The sequence below is a fragment of the Paenibacillus sp. OAS669 genome (assembly GCF_014873645.1).
Lineage (GTDB): Bacteria > Bacillota > Bacilli > Paenibacillales > NBRC-103111 > Paenibacillus_S > Paenibacillus_S vulneris.
The window spans coordinates 1-20,543 of the sequence record NZ_JADBDR010000022.1 but is presented as its reverse complement, the minus strand read 5'-3'; the positions used below and the strand labels follow the sequence as shown (position 1 = coordinate 20,543).

The window sequence follows — 20,543 nt, the reverse complement described above, 5'->3', positions numbered from 1 at the left end:
AATGAGGCCGCCCCTCCATTCGGGTGATGCTTCTTGCGATTTTTACTTAAGCTATACTTAACCAAACTTAAATATATATAAATTTACTTAAACAATAAGCGGATTTACAATAGAAGCGAACGATGTTTCTTCATCATTTTTTCGTACTTACTCTTAATAAAGGAGCTGTTCCCTAATGAAAGCAGCCAAAATTTACGGAGCTAAAGATATTCGAGTGGAGGATACAGAAATTCCTGTGCTGGAAGCCGGAACGGCTAAAATCCAAGTAGAATTTGCCGGAATATGCGGAAGCGACATGCATGAATATATGGCCGGAATTTATCCAATGCGAACGCAGCCCGTGCTGGGTCATGAATTTTCCGGTACTGTGGTTGAAGTCGCACCGGATGTTACTACCATTAAGGTTGGCGACAAAGTAGCCGTCGAGCCTTTGATTCCTTGCGGCAAATGCGACAATTGTAAAAGTGGTCTTGTGAATCTGTGCATTAGCCGTCAAGGATACGGCTATACTATATCCGGCGGTTTTGCCCAATACGTTGTAGCAAAGGAAGAAAATATATTCTTGCTTCCCGAGCATATGAGCCTGGAGCTGGGTGCTCTTGTAGAACCTACTGCCGTAGCCGTTCACGCCGTTCGGCAAAGCCAGCTTCGTCTTGGAGACAGCGCAGCCATCTTTGGAGCAGGTCCAATCGGGCTGCTGTTGCTGCAAGCCGTAAAAGCGGCGGGAGCAAGCCGGATCTATGTCGTGGAGGTTTCCGAGGAACGCAGACAAAAAGCGTTAGAGCTCGGAGCTACAGAAACTCTCAACCCTATGGAAGTCGACGCCACCCAGTTTATTCTTGATGAAACTCAAGGCGGTGTAGATGTAGCCTTTGACGCCGCAGGCGTTCAAGCCACCTTCCACTCCGGGGTCCGTGCCGTGCGACCTTACGGAGAGTTCAAAATTGTGAGTGTATGGGAAAAACCCGTCACCTTCGATCCGAATACCATCGTACGTACCGAAGCAAAAATTAGCGGCTCTTATGCTTATATCCGTCTGTTCCCCGAGGTCATTCGTTTGTTAGCTAACGGAGTCATTGATGGCAAGGCTGTCATTACCAGCGTCATCGATCTGGACGACATTGTTGAAAAAGGCTTTGAGCTGTTGAGCCATGATAAAAAACAATGCAAAATTCTCGTCAAACCGAACCGGGATTAATTGACATAACAACCCCAAAGCCAGTGGAGTGTGCCGTTCACGCTCTGCTGGCTTTTCTTGTTTCGGCTACCTTCTATGATTATGGTTTTATTCGCCTGGCAGGCGAACGGTATGATATAGTATTTTTATACATAAGGATTTTTTGTCGCTCAGGAGGATATGGACATGACTTTCGAAGGTTTTCAGCAAGAGGATTTTGACGTATTCGCGATCCCCGGCCTGGAGGGCCGAATGCAAGGGATCCAGCAAAGAATTCAGCCCAAATTCAAGGCAATAGGAGATGCGCTGTGTGATGAAACGGCTATGCTCGCCGGGGACGAAATGTTCCTGCACATCGCCAAGCACGCCCGGCGTACGGTTAACGCCCCTGTAGACACCTGGATGGCCATTTGTCATAACAAACGGGGATATAAGATGTACCCCCATTTCCAGGTAGGGCTTTTCGATGATCGCGTATTTATATGGCTCGCCCTTATCTATGAGCTCCCTGCAAAACAAAATATAGCCCAAGCGTACCTGAATGAATTCGACGAATTTCGTTCGGCGATTCCGGATTCCTATAAGCTATCGTTCGACCACATGAAAAAAGACGCCGTAACGATCAGCGAACTGAGCGATAACGAGCTGCAAAAGGCGCTGGAGAGATTCCGTGACGTCAAGAAGGCCGAGCTGCTGATCGGTCAAAACCTGTCATCCATCGATCCCGTACTTTCTAACGGCCCGCAATTTCTTGAACTCGTGCGGAGCACTTTTCAAACGTTAATGCCGCTGTATCGGATAGCCAGAAACGCTTCCAACTAATTCCTTTTCGTATAAAAGCCGCTGAAACTGCAAACTCTTAGTTTCGTAATGTTATACGAGCGTCTTAGAAAATTTATGTAGCACTAAGGTTCTCTTAAAGTAACATTAAGTTCATTTGCACACGCTATAATTGGTTACCCCATCCATTGGGGGATCCAAATTTTTGCGAAAGGCGGACAGAAGATGAAAAGCGTTCATACGAACAGGGTTATTGTCACAAGCCTGGCTTTCACTTTACTGCTGAGCGGAGTCGCTCTCTCCGGGTCTAAGCAGCAAGCGTTTGCCGATCCGTCGGAATGGACCACCCTTCAACAGCAAGGGCCCACGGATCAGAAGCAGGACCGCGGCGAAAAAGGTAAGGAAGGCAAACATTTGGAGAAGGGCGAGCGCAAAGCCATCCCTATTCTCGAAGAGGCCGCTGCGATTCTAAATATGGATAAGGCCTATCTCTCTGATGCACTCAAAGAAAAGTCGCTTGTGGATATCGCAAAGGAAAAAGGGATCAGCGAGAATGATCTGATCAGCAAGCTGAAAGCCGTTCGCAGCGGTAAAATCGATGAGGCGGTTAAAGCCGGCAAGCTGACAACCGAGCAGGCCGAGAAGATGAAATCCAATATGGACAAGCATCTGAAATTTATGGTGAACCATAAAGGAGGATTCTGGCATGGCAAGCACGGCATGAAGCATAAGATGCTCCCTGCGCCGGACAAGCTTGCCGCGATTATCGGAATCTCCGAGGATCAGCTGCGAGCTGAGCTGAAGGAAGGCAAGTCCCTGGCCGAGATTGCCGCTGCCAAAGGCATGAACAAGGAGCAGCTGGTCTCCAAGATTAAGGAGGAAATGACTCCTTGGATCGAGAAAATGGTGGAGCATAAGCGCGGCTCTCTGCACGAAAAAAGCAAGGAAGCTAAGTAACCGTGCGTTCAAACCAAAAACGTTACGACAAACGCAGTCCCCTGCATTGGATATAACGGGGACTGCGTTTTTTTCGCAATTTCAGCAAAAAACGTGATTAATTTCACACTTCCGTCATCTTTTTCGTTTATAATGGAGAAAAGTGATAATCACAAGGAGTGCCTGCTATGTTTCGCAATCGACCCATTAGAAAAAGCACATTGCTGCTGCTCGGCGCTGCCTTGCTAGCCGGAGGTGTGCTGTTCCAGACTTCGTTACCTAAAGATAGGACGGCAGCAGCGGCAGCGGCTCCCGAACCTTCAGCGGCCGTTCCTGTAAGCGGCGAGGCGGTCTACCAGCAGCACTGTCTGTCTTGTCATGCAGCGGATGGCAAAGGTTCTGGCAAATTCCCCGCCATAGCGAACGATCATGTTAAGAAGAAGCTGGGCACGTACGATAAAGCCTACGATTTTATTAGCCGTAACATGCCAGAAAGTGCACCCGGCTCCTTGACCGAAGACGAATACAAAGCCGTAAGCAAGTACGTGCTGTCTTTAAATGGTATTCCTACGGATTTTAGCGATATACAAGGCCACTGGGCTCAAAAAGAGATAACGGATTTATACGACAAAAAGTATATCGACGGTTATTTGGACAAACAGACGGACAAGCTGGCCTTCAAGCCGGATCAGTACATTAGCCGTGCCGAGTTTATCCGGTATTTTGTGAAAGCGAAGGAATTGTTTTTGTCCAACAGCACCGAAACTGAATTTACGGATATAGGCTCTAGTAAGGAAGACCGGACTTATATTATTACGGCCGTAGAATATGGGCTTATTAACGGCTACCCGGATCACACGTTTCGTCCGAACAATACGATAACGCGCGCTGAAATTTCGGCTATACTGTCACGGAGCGAAATGCTGAAGGCAGCTGCCTCTTCCCCATCTTTTAGCGATATACCGTCCGATTATTGGGCTGGAGAGGCTATTAGTGCGGTTCAGGAAGCGCACCTATTTGACGGATACGAGGACGGAACGTTCCGTCCCGACCAAAAAATGACTCGCGCCGAAGCGGTCGCCGTCATTTACCGGCTGCTCCATCCTGCTGCCTAACAAAATAACCCTACATTGTGGGGCCAGATTGTTGAAAACCTAGTTTTACATGAACCATGCTACATAGGTTCGATTCAAGGGGATTGCATGGAGCCCATCCTTTTATGCTAGAGAAAGCCTATAATGCAAAAGAAAGCCGCAGTCGCTCCCTTGAAGCGCCTGCGGCTTTCCTAGCGTTATGAAGCTCAAGCTCTTTGTCCGAGCGACGCGGTTTCCTTGTCAATAACCATGAACCGGTAAAGCAAATACAGCGCTGCTACAGACAAGATTGCCCCCGTGTAGAACGGAAGGTTCATGCTGTACTGATAGATTCCAGCTCCTAGCAGAGGTCCTGTGATGCGGCCCAAGCTGTCCATAGAGGAGCTGAGTCCGGAAGCAACCCCCTGTCCGACCTTCGTTTTCTGGGTGATCAGCGAAGTCACACAAGGACGAATCAATGCATTGCCTGCACCGAATACCGACAGGTAGATGGAAGCGGTCACCAGGCTGCTCGAGAATAAGATCAGCACGAAGCCGATAGCGGACAAGATCAAGCCGAGCCCAACGACGCGAGCCTCATCGCCTCTTTTAATGAATCTTCGCACGACCCCGCCCTGAATCAATGCACCGACAACGCCGCTCACCGCGAACATGATGCCCAGGTCAAGCGAAGAAGCTCCTATCTTGTCCTTTTCGAACAAGAGCAGCGTCGCTTCAAGCCCGGCCAGAGTGAATGAAACGAAGAAGGACAGCACGTATAAATATTTGAGCGAGCCGACAAAGGCCGACCAGCGCGAAGGCTTGGCCTCTCCTGCTTGCTGCTTGCGCCGCTTCTCTTCGCTTAAGGATTCCGGCAGCATGACCAAAGCAAACAGGAAGGTCAGCAATGCCAGGAAGGAGGAAGAGAAGAAGGGAACCTGATAGCCCCAGTGGCTTAAGATCCCGCCCACCGCAGGGCCGAAAATAAAGCCAAGCCCGATGGACATGCCGACAAGCCCCATGCCCTTGGTACGGTTCTCTTCCGTCGTAATATCAGCCACATAAGCTACAGCGCATGCGGTTGCCGCTCCGGAGAACAGCCCGCCCAGAATGCGGGACACATACATCAGCAGCAAATTGCCGTCCGCCAGCCCGAATATAAGAAAGCTCGCGCTGAATCCCAGCGTTCCGATCATAATTAGCGGCCTTCTGCCGATCCGGTCCGAGATGCTGCCCCAAATGGGCGACATGAGAAAGGAAGCCAAGGAGTAGATTGACAGCAGCATGCCTAAATGAAAGCTGCTAGCTCCAGAGCTTGTCACCGCATCGGGAAGCACCGGAATGATGATGCCGAAGCCGATAAATATCGTCATCAGCAGTACCATAATGATGGCCAGCTGTTTTTTCATAGTGTTATCCATTGCCCCCCAATATATAGTTATACTGCTATGGTATCATAACTTTTTTCCATAGGGAAATCTTCTCAGCGAAGATTAACAATTTGGACAAAACCGCCGGAGGATGCATGTTCTTTGCCCTTCCGCTTCCTGAAATCCCTTCCAACTTTGGATGCTCCTCCTGACATCAAAAAATCCTCTTGCATCCCTATCCCATTATGGTTTAGTATAACTTAGTTGGGGTCCCATACCGGACCTCTTCCCGTATTTATTTTACTATGAAAGGTAGGCATGACAGTGGATCATCAACGTACTCCTCTTTTTACTGCGTTAAAGCAGCACGCAGAGCATAACCCCGTTCAATTCCATATTCCAGGCCATAAAAAAGGAGTCGGGATGGACCCGGAGTTCCGGCATTTTATCGGAGACAACGCCCTGTCCATCGACCTTATCAATATAGCACCACTGGATGATCTGCATCAGCCGACCGGTGTCATTGAGGAAGCCCAGAAGCTTGCCGCCGACGCTTTTGGTGCCGATTATACGTTCTTTTCCGTTCAAGGTACGAGCGGCGCCATCATGACAATGATCTTAACCGTCTGCTCCCAGGGAGACAAAATCATTGTACCGCGGAACGTACATAAGTCCATTATGTCCGCGATCATTTTCGCAGGAGCCAAGCCAGTCTTTATTTCGCCCGTCCGTGATGAAAACCTGGGAATCGATCATGGAATTACTACCCGCTCCGTTAAACGGGCTCTTGAGAAGCATCCTGATGCCAAAGCCGTTCTCGTCATCAACCCAACATATTATGGCGTGTGTGCCAACCTGAAGGAGATCGTCGATCTCGTTCACAGCTACAATATCCCCGTATTGGTAGACGAGGCTCATGGAGTACTGATTCATTTTAACGACAAGCTGCCTATGTCTGCTATGAGCGCAGGGGCTGATATGGCTGCAACCAGCGTTCATAAGCTGGGCGGCTCGATGACGCAAAGCTCCGTTCTTAATATCAAGGAAGGCCGGGTCAATGTGCGCCGTGCCAAAACCATCATCAGCATGCTGACTACGACTTCGACCTCGTACGTCCTTCTGGCTTCGCTCGATGCGGCCCGCCGCCATTTGGCTTTGAACGGTAAGGCCCTTGCCGACCATGCGATCGAATTGGCGCAATATGCCCGCAAATCGATTAATGAAATTCCGGGGCTTAGCTGCTTTGGGGAGGAAATTCTCGGTACGGAAGCAACCTATGACTATGACCCGACCAAAGTGAACATCCATGTTAGGCACTTGGGCATCACCGGTTATGATGCGGAGAACTGGCTTCGTGAGCATTACAATATTGAAGTCGAGCTTAGCGATTTATATAACATCTTGTGTCTGATCACTCCCGGAGATACCCGGGACAACGTCGATATATTGCTGACCGCGCTAAGAGAGCTTTCCAAACAAAATTATAATATAAGGGAAGTCAACGAGCTGGTCATCAAAATCCCGAAAATTCCTCAGCTCACCTTAACGCCGCGGGATGCGTTCTACGGCGATACGGAAGTCGTTCTATTCAAGGAGTCCGCTGACCGGATCATTGCGGAATTTATCTACGTATACCCACCGGGAATTCCGATCCTGCTGCCGGGTGAGGTTATCTCTCAGGATTTGATCGATTACATTACCGAGCATGTGGAAGTAGGCCTTCCGGTCAAGGGCCCGGAAGACAGAAGCATTCAGAATGTAAAGGTCATAGTAGAAACTCAAGCGATTTTCTAATGCTAATAAAGACAGAAGGGAACACGGCCATGAACGTCGTGTTCCCTTCCTTTATATCCCATCCTTACACTTGAGATTCCAGCCATTCGATCACATCAGCGACGGCATGCTCATTATGATGCTTGCAGGACCGATTGCTTACTTCCACAAGCGATGGATGCGCATTGGCTACGGCAACGCCGACCCCTGCTCTGCGAAGCATCTCCAGATCATTTAAATGGTCTCCCATCGCAATACAGCGGGAACGTTCGATTCCCGTCATGCTCATAAGCTCTTCCAAGGCATGTCCCTTGGTCGTTTCTGCCGGTAATATTTCCAGGTACTTGTCGTCAGACCGCACCCAGGTAAAATGGTCGCTGAATTGCTGAACATAGATTTCCACCTCATCCAGACGCTCCGGCTCCCAAGCAAGAAGTACCTTCAACCAAGGATCGGTCAGCTGGTGCATGTCTTCGGTCAACGGTCTCCTGAAATTCTCCATTCGCCGATGATGCTCTGTCATGCGATTCTCGCGAAGAAAGAACGGATCGCTGCCGCAGTACACCTCTACGCCAATCTCGGGATACTGCCGCATAACCTGCTCCAGCACCGGCATCACGGTTCTGTCCAGCGTACGCTGCCAGACGACCTTGTCCATCGAGAAATCGTAAATCACGGAGCCGTTATATAATATGGCCGGCGCACCAATAGGCAGAACATCGGCGAAGCGCTTTACCGAGCCTGCAATTCTTCCTGTTGCTAATGTAAAAATTCCGCCTTCTGCAACGAATCGTTCGATCGCACTCCTATTTTCTTCACTTATTGATTTGCTGCTGTCCAATAAAGTACCGTCCATATCGCTTACCAGCAAATAGCCTTCAAATCGTTTCATTCCTGCGGACTCCTCTCCCTCTCCTAACATGTTGATAGTTTCTCCATAATGATACAATGCTTGATCATATTGTCAATCCAACCTTGAAATGCTATGATGGTCTTATTATGATTGTGAAACCCTTTCCAGTCCATCTTACAGGCAGGTGTATCGGTTATGGCTCAAAGCGCTTATATAAAGTTTGTAGAAGGCTCCACCGTTTCTTCCGTAACTTTGGATGAATTGAAAGATCAATTGCTGCATTACAAAGAGCAGCTGAATCTCACCGGCAAGCAGCTGGGGTGGGATTATGAAGATGCCGGTTTCCCGTACAGCATAGAGTCTAAGCCCGAAGCCGAGGGCAAATGGTTTTACCTCAAAGGCAAGAACGCCTTGTACAAATATATCGTCATGGGGTCAGGCAAAGACCAGCATACGGATCAGGAACGGCACTATATTCAAGTCGTTCTTCCAGACGATTGTACGCATGGGGACAAATCCAAGGGCAACGAGTTCTGTAAATATCTAGCCAAGCTTTGGAAAGCCGAGCTTCATTTGTTCAATGGACGTATTATGTACTTCAATCCGCGCAAGTAATTCCCGTCCTAGCGTGTCTGCGTGTAAGCTCCCTTCATGAACTGGAGCGGTGCTTTAAGTGGATTCATGTAAAATGGCAAGGCTTCCTGCCCAATTTCATAAACACTACAATGTTAAAAAACCTTCTTGCTTCGGCAAGAAGGTTTTGCTCATTATTCGTTTGCTTGTTCTTCAATAATCTGATTGTAAATCTGAACCACGCGGTCCCACTCTTCCTCGTCCTCGATGCTGGCCAGAAAAGCCTCGTCATCTTCTTCCTCGATTCGGAAAATAACCCCGTCCGCTTCCGGATCATTGCGGTCCAGCAAAACTGCATAAGGCTGGTCGCTTGCCTCAAACGTATATACCATAACCATTTCATGCTCAACGCCGTCTTTATCTGTTACGATAAAAATATCGTCTTCGTGATCGTGGTCATGATCACAGTTCTCATCGTGTATGTGATCGCTCATGGGAAAACCTCATTTCATCTAAATTAGTCATCCCTCGTATGGTAACACGTTTCGTAGGTTGAGGTCAATGTAAGACAGCTTGGCCTTCGGGTTTCCTTTACTCGGATACGATGACCTTCTCGGAAACGTCCGTGTACTCTCCGTCTTCATCCAGCTTGATGGAGAATTTGATCTTGTAATCCCCCGCCTCGTTGAAAGAAACCGAGAACGGCCACGGGTACCAGAAGTTTTCCTTTTGCCCGTTGACGATTTTCTCGTGGGCCGGCACCGCTTCTTTACCGCTAGGTGTTTCTATGGAAATTTTGAAAGAGTAAAATGGCGTCTTCAAGCTGTCCACTTGAGCAAAGACGGCAAAATCAATCTTTTTCCCCTTCGGCACCCGTCCAAACGGAGACTTCACCGAGTAATCGTCGTTCACTTTTTCCGCTACGAACATATGAACGTTAGGCTTAAAGACGGATACGGTCTTGGTAGTGTCGTCCCAACGAACTAGCGATTGCAGCGAGTCGGATAAAGCGCGAACCGGCAAAACCGCATTGCCTTTAATCAAAAAGGCCGGAGTCTCGTTATCTTTGAACTGCTTTTCCACATCATTCACTACCAATTTGATCTTGCTGAAGCCCTCATAGTCGCCCCATATTGAACTGGCCATAGCCCCCGTTGCTCCGAAGAGTGATAAAGAGAGCACCAGCGTTAGCATCCGCGGTACTTTAAACATTCCAGCAACCTCCATCGTGTCTTGTACTTTGTTCTATATGCTTATACTCCGATCGGTGGAAAGAGTTGCGCTCATTTCCTTATTAAACAAAAAAAATGTTTTTCCGATAGACTAGATATAGTAATAATAACCAATTTTCTTCCCGCCTTCATACAAAATACGCCAATTCTGCAGTTATCTGCAGCCTGTTCGAATCACTCCATGCAAGCTTTTGACGATTTTTGCGCTTCCCCGGGAAATTGAACACTGCTTTGTTTTCCATACTAAACGTGGTATATTGCAATTATCGCAATCCTAATCTGTCATATGGAGATGGTAGCATGTCATCAGACCCAAGTCGGCTGGAAGAGGAAATTGAGGCTCTCAAGAGGCACTTGGCGCAAGTTGTAGTGAAGCACCAGTACAATTTCGGTCATCCCGATGTGTTAGCCATCAGTCAAAAGCTGGACTCTTATATCCTAGAGCAAATGAAATCAAAATAAGCTTGTCAAATTTCTCTTGTAAATAGGTTCAAAGACATGGTAGATTTAAAAATGACTTAAGTGCTACGGAACCACGAGTGGAGGATCGTTTGTGAGCCTGCAAATTCAGATGATCGGCACGGGAAGTGCTTTTTCAAAAAAATATTTTAATAATAATGCTCTGGTAACCTGTAACGGGTTCGTCTTATTAATCGATTGCGGAGCGACAGCACCTAGAGCGCTGCATGCTATGGATATCGATATAGACCAGATTGACGCCCTGCTTATCACCCATATTCATGCGGATCACGTTGGGGGTCTCGAAGAATTCGCTTTTCGGTTTAAATATGAATTCAAGCGAAAAATCAAGCTGTTCGTGCCCGTCAAAGTTCTTGAAGCCTTATGGGACCACTCCCTGAGAGGAGGCCTTGAGAATGCAGCTGAAGGCTTAACCAGCCTGCAGGATTATTTCGACGTTATCGCTCTGGACGAAGCCTCTCCGATTCATCTCTCGCCGGGATTAGTCATTGAGATCATTCGTTCTGAACATATACCTGATAAACCAAGCTATTCCGTGCTTTTGAACGATACTGTCTTTTTCAGCGCCGATACGACGTTCAATCCTTCCCTTCTAATGAGTTTATATGAGAATCAAAGATGCAAGTATATTTTGCATGACTGCCAGCTATCATCTCCCGGTCTTGTGCATGCGTGCCTCGAAGAGCTGCTTACTCTGCCTTCCCACATTCAGCGCAGCGTATACTTGATGCATTACGACGATACTATGGAGCAATATAGAGGCAAGACAGGTGAGATGTCCTTCATCGAACAACATAAACGATACGATTTCGATTAAGTGTTGACGGATCGAGAGGATGTTCAATCTATGATCGGCGATGTCTTACCGGCTTCTTAATGGCTGCTGCCTATCATGAGAAAACCTGACCTCCTATGAAGGTCAGGTTTTTATCATGATCGACTTCACCGTACAGATCAATATCGGGTTATACGAAGGACATCGCCATTTAGCCGAATGTACAGCTCTTTGTCCATGCATATGAAAACGTTTACCCCTTAAAACCGTTGGGGGCTTCCTCAACCACTTGCCCTTTGTTAATAGGATAGCAATCAAAAGTTTTTATTAATCAGCCGGATAATTCCGATTTACACGGAAGGATTTGAACGCTTCACAGAGAATTCCATTAATACCCTTTCATTCCTAAATTATGATAAGGAGTATGAAAGCATGAGCTATCATTGGATTCTGATTGCCTACACTGCCGTTATTTGCGCTTCCTCCATTGGATTTGACATAACGGATCATCCTTGGCTGCTAATTATAGCTGCCATAGCTTACCTGGCTGCCCATCTTGCCGAGAACAAGCTTAAAGGATCTCCTATCCTCCAGATGGGTCTGGTTATGCTTTTTCACTGGATAAGCCAAATGGATCTAATCTTGCCGCTCTATATCGTTCAAATCTGTAAATCGATGCACTCCATCAAAAACCCACAGTTCGCAACTCCCGTCACTATCATCTATACTGCCGGATACGTGCTTATCGCTTGTATGTATATGCCATTTACAAGCTACCGGTTGTTTATTTTGTTATTTTGCGCGTGCAGCTGCCTGATTGTAGGCTATTTGTTTAAAAGGTACTTGCATGTCATTGAGAACCAAACGCTGCAGCTGGACAATGAGAAAAAGCATCTAAGCACCCACGACGCTTTAACCGGGCTGTACAACTATGAGGAATGCCACCGCCAGCTGGAGCATCTGGTGCAAATTCATAAGTCCGTAGCGCTTGTGCTGATCGACTGCAAGGACTTGAAATCACTCAATACGATCAACGGGTTTCATGGAGTGAACCGGATACTGAAGCAGGTGGCTCAGCTGTTGAGGATCATGTTTCCCGAAGCTCTCGTTATCTCCCGCTATGGAGGCGACGAATTTGCCATCGTTCTGGATTATAGTGATACCGGCCATACGCAGAATAATATCTCGCAATTAATGGCCTCGGAATTCCCCAAGCTTACGGGGATCGAGATTAACTACGGTATGGCATTTTACCCCGATGACGGTGCATCCAAGGACGACTTGTTTTTTATAGCGGAGCGCAATCTGTATACTATGAAAAGAGAGTCCTGGTTAAAACGCGAGGAGCATATGCTTCGTTCCGAAAAGCTGCGTGTCGTCGGAGAGCTAGCCTCAGGCATGGCCCATGAAATCCGAAACCCTCTTACGACTATTAAGGGTTTCCTGCAAATATCAAAATCGGATAATTATAATATTAAACCGTGGTATGATTTAATTATGGATGAAATTACACGCATGAGTATGCTGACGGCCGAATTCCTTCAGTTTTCCAAGCCGCATGCTACGCAGTTCAAAGTCCATTCGATTAAGGATTGCATCCAAAGGGTCATCTCCCTGCTGGACTCGGAAACATCCCGGCTGGGGCATCATATCGATTTTGAATCCTCCTCCGAGCCGCTTATGATGCTGATGGATCAGGATAAAATGCTGCAGCTGCTGCTGAATCTGATAAAAAACGCTTTCGAAGCCATGCCTGACGAAGGACTTGTGCGAATTCGCCTTACTAAGGACAAGGACCATGCCGTCATAGAAATATCCGATACGGGCCAAGGCATTCCCGAGCATGAGCTGGACCAAATATTCCTTCCCTTCTATACAACCAAAGAATCTGGTACGGGCCTGGGGTTATCCATCTGCCATAAAATTGTGCAGGACCACGAAGGCACGATGGAAGTGGAAAGCCAAATCGGCAAGGGGACCAAATTTACGATCACGGTGCCGCTGAGTCATCCGGACGCCTCTCCTCAGATGAGCCTTAGCGGGAATAGAAGCTCCATGTAGCAAAGAATGAACCCTGTACCGGTCATGATGACCATACAGGGTTCGTTGATTTAACCAAACCATGGAATAAAAAATTTGCGTTTCCGCGTCGGCTTTTCCAGCAAAAAGCTGCCCGCCCCGATAAAGGTGCCCATCAGCGCTCCTCCAAGCACCTCTTGCGGGATATGACCAAGCCTTTCCTCCAGCTGTTTCTCCCGCTTCTCATGCCCTAAGGACGGGTCCTTCTCTGCCATTAGAGCAACGGTATCTCCCAAATCGTTCACTTCCGTCGCAATAATTCCCGCTTGTCTTCGAATTCCCATTGCATCAAACATAACAATAAGGCCGAGCATGCTGGCTGTTGCGAAATGGATAGAGGTTACTCCTCGTTTTAAGGCGACATAGGAGGCTAATGCGGCTACACCAGCGGAGTGTGAGCTTGGCATTCCCCCGGTTCTGAGCAAATTCGACCAGTCCAGCCTGCCTGTCTGCTGGTATGCGAGCGGAACCTTCGCCAGCTGGGCCACGCCGACGGAGAGCAGAGCCGTAGTTAAAGCACGGTTCATCGTATCACCTCAAGCATAGCATTTTGTATCTTGGGGCGTTCTATACATCCTAAGGTGTATCCATTTGAACAATGCTTCCGCTGCCGTCTCCCTCCCATTGAATGACCACGCCGAAGAGCTGCGGCAGCTCACTGACGGCTACAACGGGCTCCGCCCCCAGCTTTTTGATAAAATGTCCAAGCTTAACGCTCTTGCCGTCAATCCAGGCTTCGTCCTGATTCATTTGAACCTTAACCGACCGCTGTTGAAACTGAACGTCCAGCGGCCTGCCGTCGCCGTTCAATGGCTGGTTAGCGTCATCCCCATCCGAAAATAATCTCAGAGGAATATAGTCGACGCCGCTATCTTGGTACTTCCGTACGGCATTATAAGGCTTCCCGTTCAAATACATAAGAACAAGCGGCCAGCTCTCCATCCCTTCGTTCTTCAGCATAGTGCGAAGGCCTTGTTTATCCAGCGGGAGTGTCATCGGCTTCAGCATCCCGGTCTCCGTATCAAATGAGAACCAATTCATATAATAAGGGGTATACATGATCTGTTTGCTCTCCGGCTCCAAGGCCCATACTTGAATATGGAGATAAAATGTTTGGAGCTCCTGTGTCAAAGGCCGCATATCCAGGCTGGCTTCCACTTGTCCCCTGCCTTCTGCTTCGAGCCCTGTTGTTATGCTGACAGGAATCCCTCCCTGCTCACCGAAGCCCATGATGCGAATGCCATACATGAGCTTATGCTCATTAGACGGCGCGGCCGAGGAGAACGCAACATGAATTTTGGGGCCGACTTCGTCCGGCGTTTCATCCTTTACCAGCTCCCACTGTTGAAGAACAGGCATTTTCAATGCCGGCTTTGGCGGAAGTCCCGCCGCGGTCTGCCAATAACTTCGCACAGCCGGGATGGACAGCACGGATGGAATGTAATCATTCTCGTGCCGCAACCAATTCACAACATCGCTAGGTCTGTCAGGAAGAGGTCTGGAGTCGATACCGAAGAGCAATACATAATCTTCCGCCATAATTTCTTCCGGGTCCCATTTATGGCTGTAGGGTAAAGTAGTTCCCGCCCACCGGATAGGAAAACCATCCAACCGGCGGATTTGTGACCATTGGGATGCTTCCGTCAACTGGGAAGGATAGATGCCTTCCTTCTTTTGCAGCCAATAATAAGTAAAATGATGTCCGTACTCATGAATCAGCGTCCGTTCAATAGGCAGCGCATCGACTTCGTACAGAGCAATACTTTTGTTTTTTATATTGTAATAGCCCACTCTGTAGCCGCTCTTGCCTACACTTCGATCCGGATAAAGGGCGACCTGCTTCAGCTCTGCCAATTCCTCCCCATGCTCACAATGAAGCAGGATTTCATACAATCCCTTCAATTTATCCAAATCCCACTTCGTGCTGTAGCTTTGAAAGCGAATCCCTTCCGGACTTATATAGGTAACTGCCGGCTCTTTATCTTGAGCTAAAATGATGCAGGAATATGCCATACATAAACCAAGCCAAATCCAGAATGCAGCTACCTTTTTGCCCATAAAAAGCAACACCGTCCCACATCAAATGACAACGCTTTCAATATTCCTTTAACATCATCTTAGCACAAATAATATGAATATTGTATAAAGTTTTTGTAGGTTATTGGATTTAATTCCGATACAATAGAACTACGACCTACGCAGAAAGGTTTGATCTGACGATGTCCATGAGAATGAATGCTCATACACAAATTGCCGACTATTTATCCGCAGCTAATTTCAAGCAGCTGGAGCAGCGGCTGGCATTTGAACATAAAAAATCCGGAAATCACCTGTTTTGGGAAGGTGAGTCGGCACGCTCTTGCTTTTACATCAAGCATGGGTTGGTGAAGGTGTACAAGGTTACCAAGGACGGTCAAGAGCTTATTTTACAGCTGCTTCAACCCGGGGATTTTTATATGGAGATAGGCAACGGAGAGGCGCAGTTTAGCTGCAGTGCAGAAATGATGCAGGACAGCGAAATCGGGTTGATATCGAGCGATGCTCTGGAAGAGCTGGTTGCGGGCAGCGGGAGCTTCGCGGTAGAATTCATGAAATGGATGGGATTGCTTCATCGAACCTCGCAGTCCAAGTTCCGCGATCTGATGCTGTATGGCAAGAACGGCGCACTGGCTTCCACACTGATACGTATGAGCAATTCTTACGGCGAGCCGTGCGAGGCAGGCATTCGTATTCAATTAAAGATGACCAAAACCGAGCTGGCCAACCTGATGGGAACGACTAGAGAAGGGGTCAGCCGTATGCTGAGCGCATATCAGGAGCAAGGCGCCATCACCTATATGGACGGTCACCTTGTCATTACCGATCTTGCTTACTTGCGTTCTATTGTCCAGTGCCCCGATTGCCCTCCGGATATTTGCAGAATGTGACCCCTATTACTTCTACTCACCAGCCGAACCTTAATTCGTACAGGGATTAGGGTTGGTTGGTACATAAGAATCCCATATACGCCAATCGGTAAGCTTTATCCCTATCCAAGAAATACGCTGAAGCAGCTCTATAACCCCGCTCTCCTCCTGCCTGATCAGCTCCGTGATGACGTCCAGGCAGCTTCTGCTGTACACGCCTCCGAGCGCTTCGGGCTTCTCCTCCATGACCGGCAGGACCGCTTGAACGGACTGCCGCTGCTTTGTTTCCGACAACCGGAGAATGGAGCTTGAAGAATACACATAGGGAGCATGACTTCCTATGACCCATAAATCATCGTACTTGCTTAATGCAAAGGCGGCATGCATACCGCTCAATACACCGAACCCGGGATAATAGTCCGTCAAAATCCGGATGGACCGCGGAACCACTGGGAGCAGCCTCCTCGGTTCGTTAGTTACAACTATGATTTCCTGGCACACCTTTTGCATTTCGCGAATCTGGCATTCAATGAAAGCTTCACCGCCGACGAGACGCAGCGACCTCGCTACTCCTTTCTCTCCTCCGGCCAGTATGACTCCGCTCAGCATGTGTCTTTCACATCCTTTCCTGCAAAGCTGAAATCCCCTGCCTGTTGCTATTTATAACTATATCAAGCCAGGCACGCCTCTGCATGTTACAAATATCACAGAATTGGGCGCTTTTTCAGGAAAAGCGTGATTTTTGTCACATCGCCTGTGAGATGAATCCGATATGGTTAAAGCAAAAGAAAAACCTTATCGGCGAGACACCTCCCGCGTGCTCCAAGAGGGATTGGTTTAATAAACTAAGTCCTATACAACATGCGGGTAACGTGCGATAGGGCAAGGAGGAAAAATACATGCTGCACTGTTCTCTTATGGTGGACGGCGTTCATAATACCGACTGTTTTTCAAAGGAAAACCTGCAGAAGCTGAAGGACATCATGTATGAACAGAAGGTGACTTCGGGTTCGTATTTGTTCTGGGAAGGCGATCCTGCGGATAAGCTATATTTCATGATTCAGGGACGGGTCAAAATTACGAAAACAAGCGATGAGGGGAAAAGCTTTATTCTATACATGTACGGGGATGGAGATTTATTCGGTCAGCTGGACCCTTTCCATCAATCGGTTCATAGCTTTAATGCGGAGGTCATGGAAGACAGCATGATCGGGATTATTCAGCAAAAGGACCTGGAGACACTGCTGTGGCAGCATGGAGATCTATCCATTGAATTTATGAAATGGATGGGACTTATGCATCGGATGACACAAACAAAGTTTCGTGACCTGATGATGTTCGGAAAGCCCGGGGCGCTATGCTCGACGCTAATCCGCTTGAGCAACTCTTACGGACAAAGCAGCGGTAGCCAAATTTTGATCACGAAGAAATTGACAAACAGCGAGCTGGCCGATATGATCGGCGCAACCCGCGAAAGTGTCAACCGCATGCTCAGCGACCTTAAGAAGCTAGGCATCCTGTCCGTGGATAACGGCTATATGGTTATTGAAAATATCGAATATTTGAAAAACGTATGTCAATGCGAGAATTGTCCCAAAGATATGTGCCGGATTTAGGCCCGGGTCAGCATCGAGATAGGAAAGCTGGCCTCCGGGTCATTTCCCATTTTGCCCCAGCCCATCATTCCGTTGATATATTCCAGCTCGAAGGGCTCCTCAAACCCCTCAACACGATAAGTTCCAGGCTGAAAATCAGACGGGTCCAGCAAATATGATTTGGCTGTGTAATATTTGCGTTCTATAAGCTCCTTCTGGCTTGGAAACTCAGCCTTGGCCAGTGCTTCCAGAATGTCCGCCAGCTCCGCATCAAGCTCTCCCGGCGACATCTGGCTGTACAGCTTTTTCATCCAATCACCCCCATTGTGCCCGGCAAAGGTCCATCAGCTGTTCCTTGTTTTGCTCCAGCCATGCATATACTTGACTCAGCTCGGTTAAATACCGGCCGATAACCTGCTCCTCATCGATACCGTCCCAATGTCTTCCAAGGAAATGGATGCAGAGCACCATACTGCGCAGCAAAATCAACTGCGGCAAAGCTTCAATCTCATCCTCATTCAAGCGGGCCGCTTGGCCGTAGCCTGCGATGAAAGCCTCTACCAAGCTCCAGCCATTCGCTTCCTGCTGGCGGATCAGCTCGCACAGAAATACAGCCGCGTCCATGGCACGAAGATCCGGGGTGACAAATTCAAAATCCAGTACGCCGGATATTTCGCCGTCATCGATAAGCACGTTGCCCGCAACGATATCGGAATGCGTCAATTGGACCGGCAAGCGGCATAACCCCGGAATATTGTTGAGTAAACGGTCTATCCCTCCGCTTAACAGCTGGATTTCATTGTGATACGGTCCTTCACTCATCTCTTTCATCCAGGCATCCAGCCTGTCCTTCTTCACCAGCGGGTGGACCTCATAGAGCTCGTAATAAGGCTCATAGGCTGCGTCAACATCCAGCTGGATTCGAGACAGTGCATCCGTCAATTCCCCCATAGCCCTGCCTATCGCCTCTACATGTCCGGGATCGGTTAAATCGGCCCGTTCGCCTTCGATATATTCGAATAAGACGGCTATTTTGCCTGACACCGTAACTACATAGGGCATTCCTTTGATAGTAGCAACTGGCTTCGGTACGCGATAGGATAGCTTTACCCTTTGAAGCTGCTGCAATACAGTGCTCTCATAGATAATTTTATTCATATCTTCGTGGTTTTCATAAGTTCGTAAAACAAATGCGCCCATTGGAGTGTACACGAACCGGGTCGTGTTGTTGACGCCGCTTTCCTTCGCCTCAACCCTCCACTGGCTGTCTTCAAAATAGTTTTCTAAAACTTCCGTAACGATGTCTTCTATATCATTTTTCATGGAACCTGCTCCTTGTTATTATGCCTTCCCCTGATGTAATGAGATTATCCGCGAAACGTACCGGAAAAGCCGGCCGTAATATATTTCTTATCCTGATCTGACATCCAAACCCAACACTTAAACAAACGGTGATCCGGCAGCAATTGATCATGAAGATCCTTCAAGCCGATGACGGCCGCTTCCATACCATACTGACCGAAGGCCTGGAACAAAAAGCGAAGCCGCTCTTCCTCTGTTTTCAATTGGTACAAGGTCTCAAGCAATGCTTCATTATGCTCGTCCAGCCGAATCATATCCGACCACATCACCAGCCTGCCGCCCGGCTTCAGCAGCGTGCTTAACAGCTTGTTATAATCCGTAATGAGACTGTCGCGAAGATACGCTAATGCCTCGATCACCAGACGAACATCCGCTTCTTCATATTGATCGGCGTACCCCGCAAACTGGGTCAGCGCATGAATATAGAACAGCTGCGTATGTACTGAGGATGACACAACAAGAGCGAAGCTCTTCTTCCATTGCGGGAAGGACTCGCGATGTCGGACTCGAAACGAACAATCTTTTATATAAGCCGCCATCTCAGCGGCGGGAGCTTGGTTCAACAGCATTTCTTCCCAAGTCTCGTAGAACTGCACCTGATCCAAGCAAGTATAGTCTACATGGGTAACAGACTTCATTTTACCAGATAATAACCCGTTGCTCGACTCTATAATATCTTCCAGAGCATTGGACTCCGTGTCAAGCACCAAAACCTGCATAAATTGATTGGCGAGCTCAGGTAAATCAACATCCCCGTGAGTCCCCGCCCCGAGTACAACCGCCTTATCCTTCACCTGCAGCTGATCGACGGCATGAGTCACCAGCTGGCGAATATGAAACCGGTGAGTACCCCATTCCTTGCTTCCCCAATCGATGGATTCGTCTTGGAGAGGCTCCTGCTGCATTTGCAATTGAATAGGTTGAAATGACCGTTGAAACTCCCTCATCCTGTACCTTCTTTCACTAGGTTGATATCCTAGTATTATAGCATAAGGTATCGAATTGCGTGCTGCAATCTTCTTCACAAACCCGTAAAGTAAACTTTTCATATTTTTTTATGCAAACCGTTGACATGGACCCAATATCTTGGTATATTAATACTTGTCGCTGATGAGGTGACGAACTTAATAAGACTTGTTAGCTCAGCGGGAGAGCACTATCTTGACAGGGTAGGGGTCGCTGGTTCGAACCCAGCACAGGTCATACAGAAAGAACCTTGAGGAATCAAGGTTCTTTTGCTTTTTTTGCTGAAGGTCAGTTTTGGTAGTCTCCCCTCGTCAGACAGGACTTGGTGCTTTTTTTAGTTCGATCGCCACATCCTCATGAATAACAACTTTTCTTCTAGCATTTTTTGTTATGAGCGCTCCCAATTGGAGAGTCAAAGAATGGAGAGGGCTAGTGGGCAATGTCATTAAGTTACGTTTAGAGACAAGACTGGGAATAAAAAATGGAATCTAAAACGGCGTGGGAAAAGCCCTGTGCCGTTTTTTTATGTGCAAGCAAGGAAAAAAGCGTACAGCAAACAAAGCGGATGGAATATCCGCTTAAAAAAATGTTCATGTGAGCCGAATTATGCTAC

General features: G+C 47.9%; 21 protein-coding genes and 1 tRNA gene. 12 read left to right on the top strand and 10 right to left on the bottom strand.

The genetic code is table 11. From position 1 onward, the window contains the following. Nucleotides 1-175: 175 nt before the first annotated feature. The 4 genes from GGC63_RS31575 to GGC63_RS31560 all read left to right on the top strand — a co-directional run bounded on the left by GGC63_RS31575 (nucleotide 176) and on the right by GGC63_RS31560 (nucleotide 4,008). Nucleotides 176-1,198 carry a 2,3-butanediol dehydrogenase gene (locus tag GGC63_RS31575; RefSeq protein WP_192705679.1) on the top strand — a complete coding sequence of 341 codons (1,023 nt, stop codon included), beginning with the start codon at nucleotides 176-178 and terminating at the stop codon, nucleotides 1,196-1,198. 165 nt (nucleotides 1,199-1,363) lie between these two features. Next, the gene (locus GGC63_RS31570) at nucleotides 1,364-1,999 is read left to right on the top strand and encodes a DUF1054 domain-containing protein (RefSeq protein ID WP_192705678.1); all 636 of its coding nucleotides are present in this window, start codon (nucleotides 1,364-1,366) and stop codon (nucleotides 1,997-1,999) included. A 183-nt stretch (nucleotides 2,000-2,182) separates the two neighbouring features. Continuing rightward, nucleotides 2,183-2,914, top strand: a complete 732-nt coding sequence (locus GGC63_RS31565) for a DUF2680 domain-containing protein (protein ID WP_192705677.1) — start codon at nucleotides 2,183-2,185, stop codon at nucleotides 2,912-2,914. A 167-nt stretch (nucleotides 2,915-3,081) separates the two neighbouring features. Further along, nucleotides 3,082-4,008 (top strand): S-layer homology domain-containing protein, encoded by a 927-nt coding sequence (locus GGC63_RS31560; protein ID WP_192705676.1) that lies wholly within the window; start codon nucleotides 3,082-3,084, stop codon nucleotides 4,006-4,008. Between the two features lie 185 nt (nucleotides 4,009-4,193). On the opposite strand, the gene GGC63_RS31555 is transcribed toward GGC63_RS31560, so the two are convergent. Then, nucleotides 4,194-5,375, bottom strand: a complete 1,182-nt coding sequence (locus GGC63_RS31555; protein ID WP_192705675.1) for an MFS transporter — start codon at nucleotides 5,373-5,375, stop codon at nucleotides 4,194-4,196. Between the two features lie 279 nt (nucleotides 5,376-5,654). Here GGC63_RS31555 and GGC63_RS31550 point away from each other — a divergent pair, with 279 nt between their 5' ends. Next, nucleotides 5,655-7,130 (top strand): aminotransferase class I/II-fold pyridoxal phosphate-dependent enzyme, encoded by a 1,476-nt coding sequence (locus GGC63_RS31550; protein WP_192705674.1) that lies wholly within the window; start codon nucleotides 5,655-5,657, stop codon nucleotides 7,128-7,130. 64 nt (nucleotides 7,131-7,194) lie between these two features. Here GGC63_RS31550 and GGC63_RS31545 read toward each other — a convergent pair whose 3' ends face one another. Continuing rightward, nucleotides 7,195-8,001, bottom strand: coding sequence for a Cof-type HAD-IIB family hydrolase (locus GGC63_RS31545; protein ID WP_192705673.1), 807 nt, complete (start codon nucleotides 7,999-8,001; stop codon nucleotides 7,195-7,197). A gap of 156 nt (nucleotides 8,002-8,157) precedes the next feature. On the opposite strand from GGC63_RS31545, the gene GGC63_RS31540 reads away from it, so the two are divergent. After that, entirely contained in the window at nucleotides 8,158-8,577 is a 420-nt protein-coding gene (locus GGC63_RS31540; RefSeq protein WP_192705672.1) for a DUF1885 family protein, read from the top strand. A 152-nt stretch (nucleotides 8,578-8,729) separates the two neighbouring features. Here GGC63_RS31540 and GGC63_RS31535 read toward each other — a convergent pair whose 3' ends face one another. Continuing rightward, complete coding sequence (locus tag GGC63_RS31535) at nucleotides 8,730-9,029, bottom strand: DUF1292 domain-containing protein (RefSeq protein WP_192705671.1); 300 nt, start codon at nucleotides 9,027-9,029, stop codon at nucleotides 8,730-8,732. A gap of 97 nt (nucleotides 9,030-9,126) precedes the next feature. Continuing rightward, complete coding sequence (locus GGC63_RS31530) at nucleotides 9,127-9,747, bottom strand: stalk domain-containing protein (protein WP_192705670.1); 621 nt, start codon at nucleotides 9,745-9,747, stop codon at nucleotides 9,127-9,129. A 320-nt stretch (nucleotides 9,748-10,067) separates the two neighbouring features. Between GGC63_RS31530 and GGC63_RS31525 the strand changes: the two genes are divergently transcribed. The 3 genes from GGC63_RS31525 (at nucleotide 10,068) to GGC63_RS31515 (ending at nucleotide 13,083) form a co-directional block, all read left to right on the top strand. Then, complete coding sequence (locus tag GGC63_RS31525; protein WP_079910406.1) at nucleotides 10,068-10,229, top strand: aspartyl-phosphate phosphatase Spo0E family protein; 162 nt, start codon at nucleotides 10,068-10,070, stop codon at nucleotides 10,227-10,229. Nucleotides 10,230-10,320: 91 nt separating this feature from the next. Then, entirely contained in the window at nucleotides 10,321-11,064 is a 744-nt protein-coding gene (locus GGC63_RS31520) for an MBL fold metallo-hydrolase (protein WP_192705669.1), read from the top strand. A 390-nt stretch (nucleotides 11,065-11,454) separates the two neighbouring features. Then, complete coding sequence (locus GGC63_RS31515; RefSeq protein ID WP_192705668.1) at nucleotides 11,455-13,083, top strand: ATP-binding protein; 1,629 nt, start codon at nucleotides 11,455-11,457, stop codon at nucleotides 13,081-13,083. A gap of 50 nt (nucleotides 13,084-13,133) precedes the next feature. Here the strand turns inward: GGC63_RS31515 and GGC63_RS31510 are convergent, their stop codons facing one another. Both GGC63_RS31510 and GGC63_RS31505 read right to left on the bottom strand, forming a co-directional pair. Beyond that, a complete protein-coding gene (locus tag GGC63_RS31510) occupies nucleotides 13,134-13,628 on the bottom strand; it encodes a divergent PAP2 family protein (RefSeq protein ID WP_192705667.1) in 495 nt (164 codons plus the stop codon). Nucleotides 13,629-13,677: 49 nt separating this feature from the next. Then, the gene (locus GGC63_RS31505) at nucleotides 13,678-15,159 is read right to left on the bottom strand and encodes a stalk domain-containing protein (RefSeq protein ID WP_192705666.1); all 1,482 of its coding nucleotides are present in this window, start codon (nucleotides 15,157-15,159) and stop codon (nucleotides 13,678-13,680) included. A 173-nt stretch (nucleotides 15,160-15,332) separates the two neighbouring features. Between GGC63_RS31505 and GGC63_RS31500 the strand changes: the two genes are divergently transcribed. Next, nucleotides 15,333-16,028: a Crp/Fnr family transcriptional regulator gene (locus tag GGC63_RS31500; RefSeq protein WP_179135983.1), complete on the top strand. Its 696-nt coding sequence runs from the start codon at nucleotides 15,333-15,335 to the stop codon at nucleotides 16,026-16,028. A gap of 30 nt (nucleotides 16,029-16,058) precedes the next feature. Here the strand turns inward: GGC63_RS31500 and GGC63_RS31495 are convergent, their stop codons facing one another. Continuing rightward, the gene (locus GGC63_RS31495) at nucleotides 16,059-16,616 is read right to left on the bottom strand and encodes a molybdenum cofactor guanylyltransferase (RefSeq protein ID WP_079910411.1); all 558 of its coding nucleotides are present in this window, start codon (nucleotides 16,614-16,616) and stop codon (nucleotides 16,059-16,061) included. A 290-nt stretch (nucleotides 16,617-16,906) separates the two neighbouring features. Between GGC63_RS31495 and GGC63_RS31490 the strand changes: the two genes are divergently transcribed. Then, nucleotides 16,907-17,623, top strand: a complete 717-nt coding sequence (locus GGC63_RS31490; RefSeq protein ID WP_079910412.1) for a Crp/Fnr family transcriptional regulator — start codon at nucleotides 16,907-16,909, stop codon at nucleotides 17,621-17,623. Here the strand turns inward: GGC63_RS31490 and GGC63_RS31485 are convergent. Genes GGC63_RS31485 through GGC63_RS31475 form a run of 3 tightly spaced genes read right to left on the bottom strand, consistent with a single transcriptional unit; the run spans nucleotide 17,620 to nucleotide 19,911 of the window. Continuing rightward, nucleotides 17,620-17,913: a DUF1811 family protein gene (locus GGC63_RS31485; protein ID WP_192705665.1), complete on the bottom strand. Its 294-nt coding sequence runs from the start codon at nucleotides 17,911-17,913 to the stop codon at nucleotides 17,620-17,622. The two genes, GGC63_RS31490 and GGC63_RS31485, sit on opposite strands and share 4 nt — an antisense overlap. Nucleotides 17,914-17,917: 4 nt before the next feature. Further along, nucleotides 17,918-18,925: a phosphotransferase gene (locus tag GGC63_RS31480; protein WP_192705664.1), complete on the bottom strand. Its 1,008-nt coding sequence runs from the start codon at nucleotides 18,923-18,925 to the stop codon at nucleotides 17,918-17,920. A 44-nt stretch (nucleotides 18,926-18,969) separates the two neighbouring features. Continuing rightward, nucleotides 18,970-19,911: a hypothetical protein gene (locus GGC63_RS31475; RefSeq protein WP_192705663.1), complete on the bottom strand. Its 942-nt coding sequence runs from the start codon at nucleotides 19,909-19,911 to the stop codon at nucleotides 18,970-18,972. A 184-nt stretch (nucleotides 19,912-20,095) separates the two neighbouring features. Between GGC63_RS31475 and GGC63_RS31470 the strand changes: the two genes are divergently transcribed. Further along, a tRNA-Val gene (locus GGC63_RS31470) sits at nucleotides 20,096-20,167 on the top strand. Nucleotides 20,168-20,543 lie beyond the last annotated feature (376 nt).

Excerpts from the sequence above, each read along its gene's own strand:
- GGC63_RS31485 (WP_192705665.1), bottom strand. The coding sequence starts at position 17,913 with ATGAAAAAGCTGTACAGCCAGATGTCGCCGGGAGAGCTTGATGCGGAG.
- GGC63_RS31535 (WP_192705671.1), bottom strand. The coding sequence starts at position 9,029 with ATGAGCGATCACATACACGATGAGAACTGTGATCATGACCACGATCAC.
- GGC63_RS31570 (WP_192705678.1), top strand. The coding sequence starts at position 1,364 with ATGACTTTCGAAGGTTTTCAGCAAGAGGATTTTGACGTATTCGCGATC.
- GGC63_RS31475 (WP_192705663.1), bottom strand. The coding sequence starts at position 19,911 with ATGAGGGAGTTTCAACGGTCATTTCAACCTATTCAATTGCAAATGCAG.
- GGC63_RS31550 (WP_192705674.1), top strand. The coding sequence starts at position 5,655 with ATGACAGTGGATCATCAACGTACTCCTCTTTTTACTGCGTTAAAGCAG.
- GGC63_RS31575 (WP_192705679.1), top strand. The coding sequence starts at position 176 with ATGAAAGCAGCCAAAATTTACGGAGCTAAAGATATTCGAGTGGAGGAT.
- GGC63_RS31480 (WP_192705664.1), bottom strand. The coding sequence starts at position 18,925 with ATGAAAAATGATATAGAAGACATCGTTACGGAAGTTTTAGAAAACTAT.
- GGC63_RS31505 (WP_192705666.1), bottom strand. The coding sequence starts at position 15,159 with ATGGGCAAAAAGGTAGCTGCATTCTGGATTTGGCTTGGTTTATGTATG.
- GGC63_RS31500 (WP_179135983.1), top strand. The coding sequence starts at position 15,333 with ATGAATGCTCATACACAAATTGCCGACTATTTATCCGCAGCTAATTTC.
- GGC63_RS31495 (WP_079910411.1), bottom strand. The coding sequence starts at position 16,616 with ATGCTGAGCGGAGTCATACTGGCCGGAGGAGAGAAAGGAGTAGCGAGG.
- GGC63_RS31510 (WP_192705667.1), bottom strand. The coding sequence starts at position 13,628 with ATGAACCGTGCTTTAACTACGGCTCTGCTCTCCGTCGGCGTGGCCCAG.
- GGC63_RS31545 (WP_192705673.1), bottom strand. The coding sequence starts at position 8,001 with ATGAAACGATTTGAAGGCTATTTGCTGGTAAGCGATATGGACGGTACT.
- GGC63_RS31530 (WP_192705670.1), bottom strand. The coding sequence starts at position 9,747 with ATGTTTAAAGTACCGCGGATGCTAACGCTGGTGCTCTCTTTATCACTC.
- GGC63_RS31555 (WP_192705675.1), bottom strand. The coding sequence starts at position 5,375 with ATGAAAAAACAGCTGGCCATCATTATGGTACTGCTGATGACGATATTT.
- GGC63_RS31540 (WP_192705672.1), top strand. The coding sequence starts at position 8,158 with ATGGCTCAAAGCGCTTATATAAAGTTTGTAGAAGGCTCCACCGTTTCT.
- GGC63_RS31560 (WP_192705676.1), top strand. The coding sequence starts at position 3,082 with ATGTTTCGCAATCGACCCATTAGAAAAAGCACATTGCTGCTGCTCGGC.
- GGC63_RS31525 (WP_079910406.1), top strand. The coding sequence starts at position 10,068 with ATGTCATCAGACCCAAGTCGGCTGGAAGAGGAAATTGAGGCTCTCAAG.
- GGC63_RS31565 (WP_192705677.1), top strand. The coding sequence starts at position 2,183 with ATGAAAAGCGTTCATACGAACAGGGTTATTGTCACAAGCCTGGCTTTC.
- GGC63_RS31515 (WP_192705668.1), top strand. The coding sequence starts at position 11,455 with ATGAGCTATCATTGGATTCTGATTGCCTACACTGCCGTTATTTGCGCT.
- GGC63_RS31490 (WP_079910412.1), top strand. The coding sequence starts at position 16,907 with ATGCTGCACTGTTCTCTTATGGTGGACGGCGTTCATAATACCGACTGT.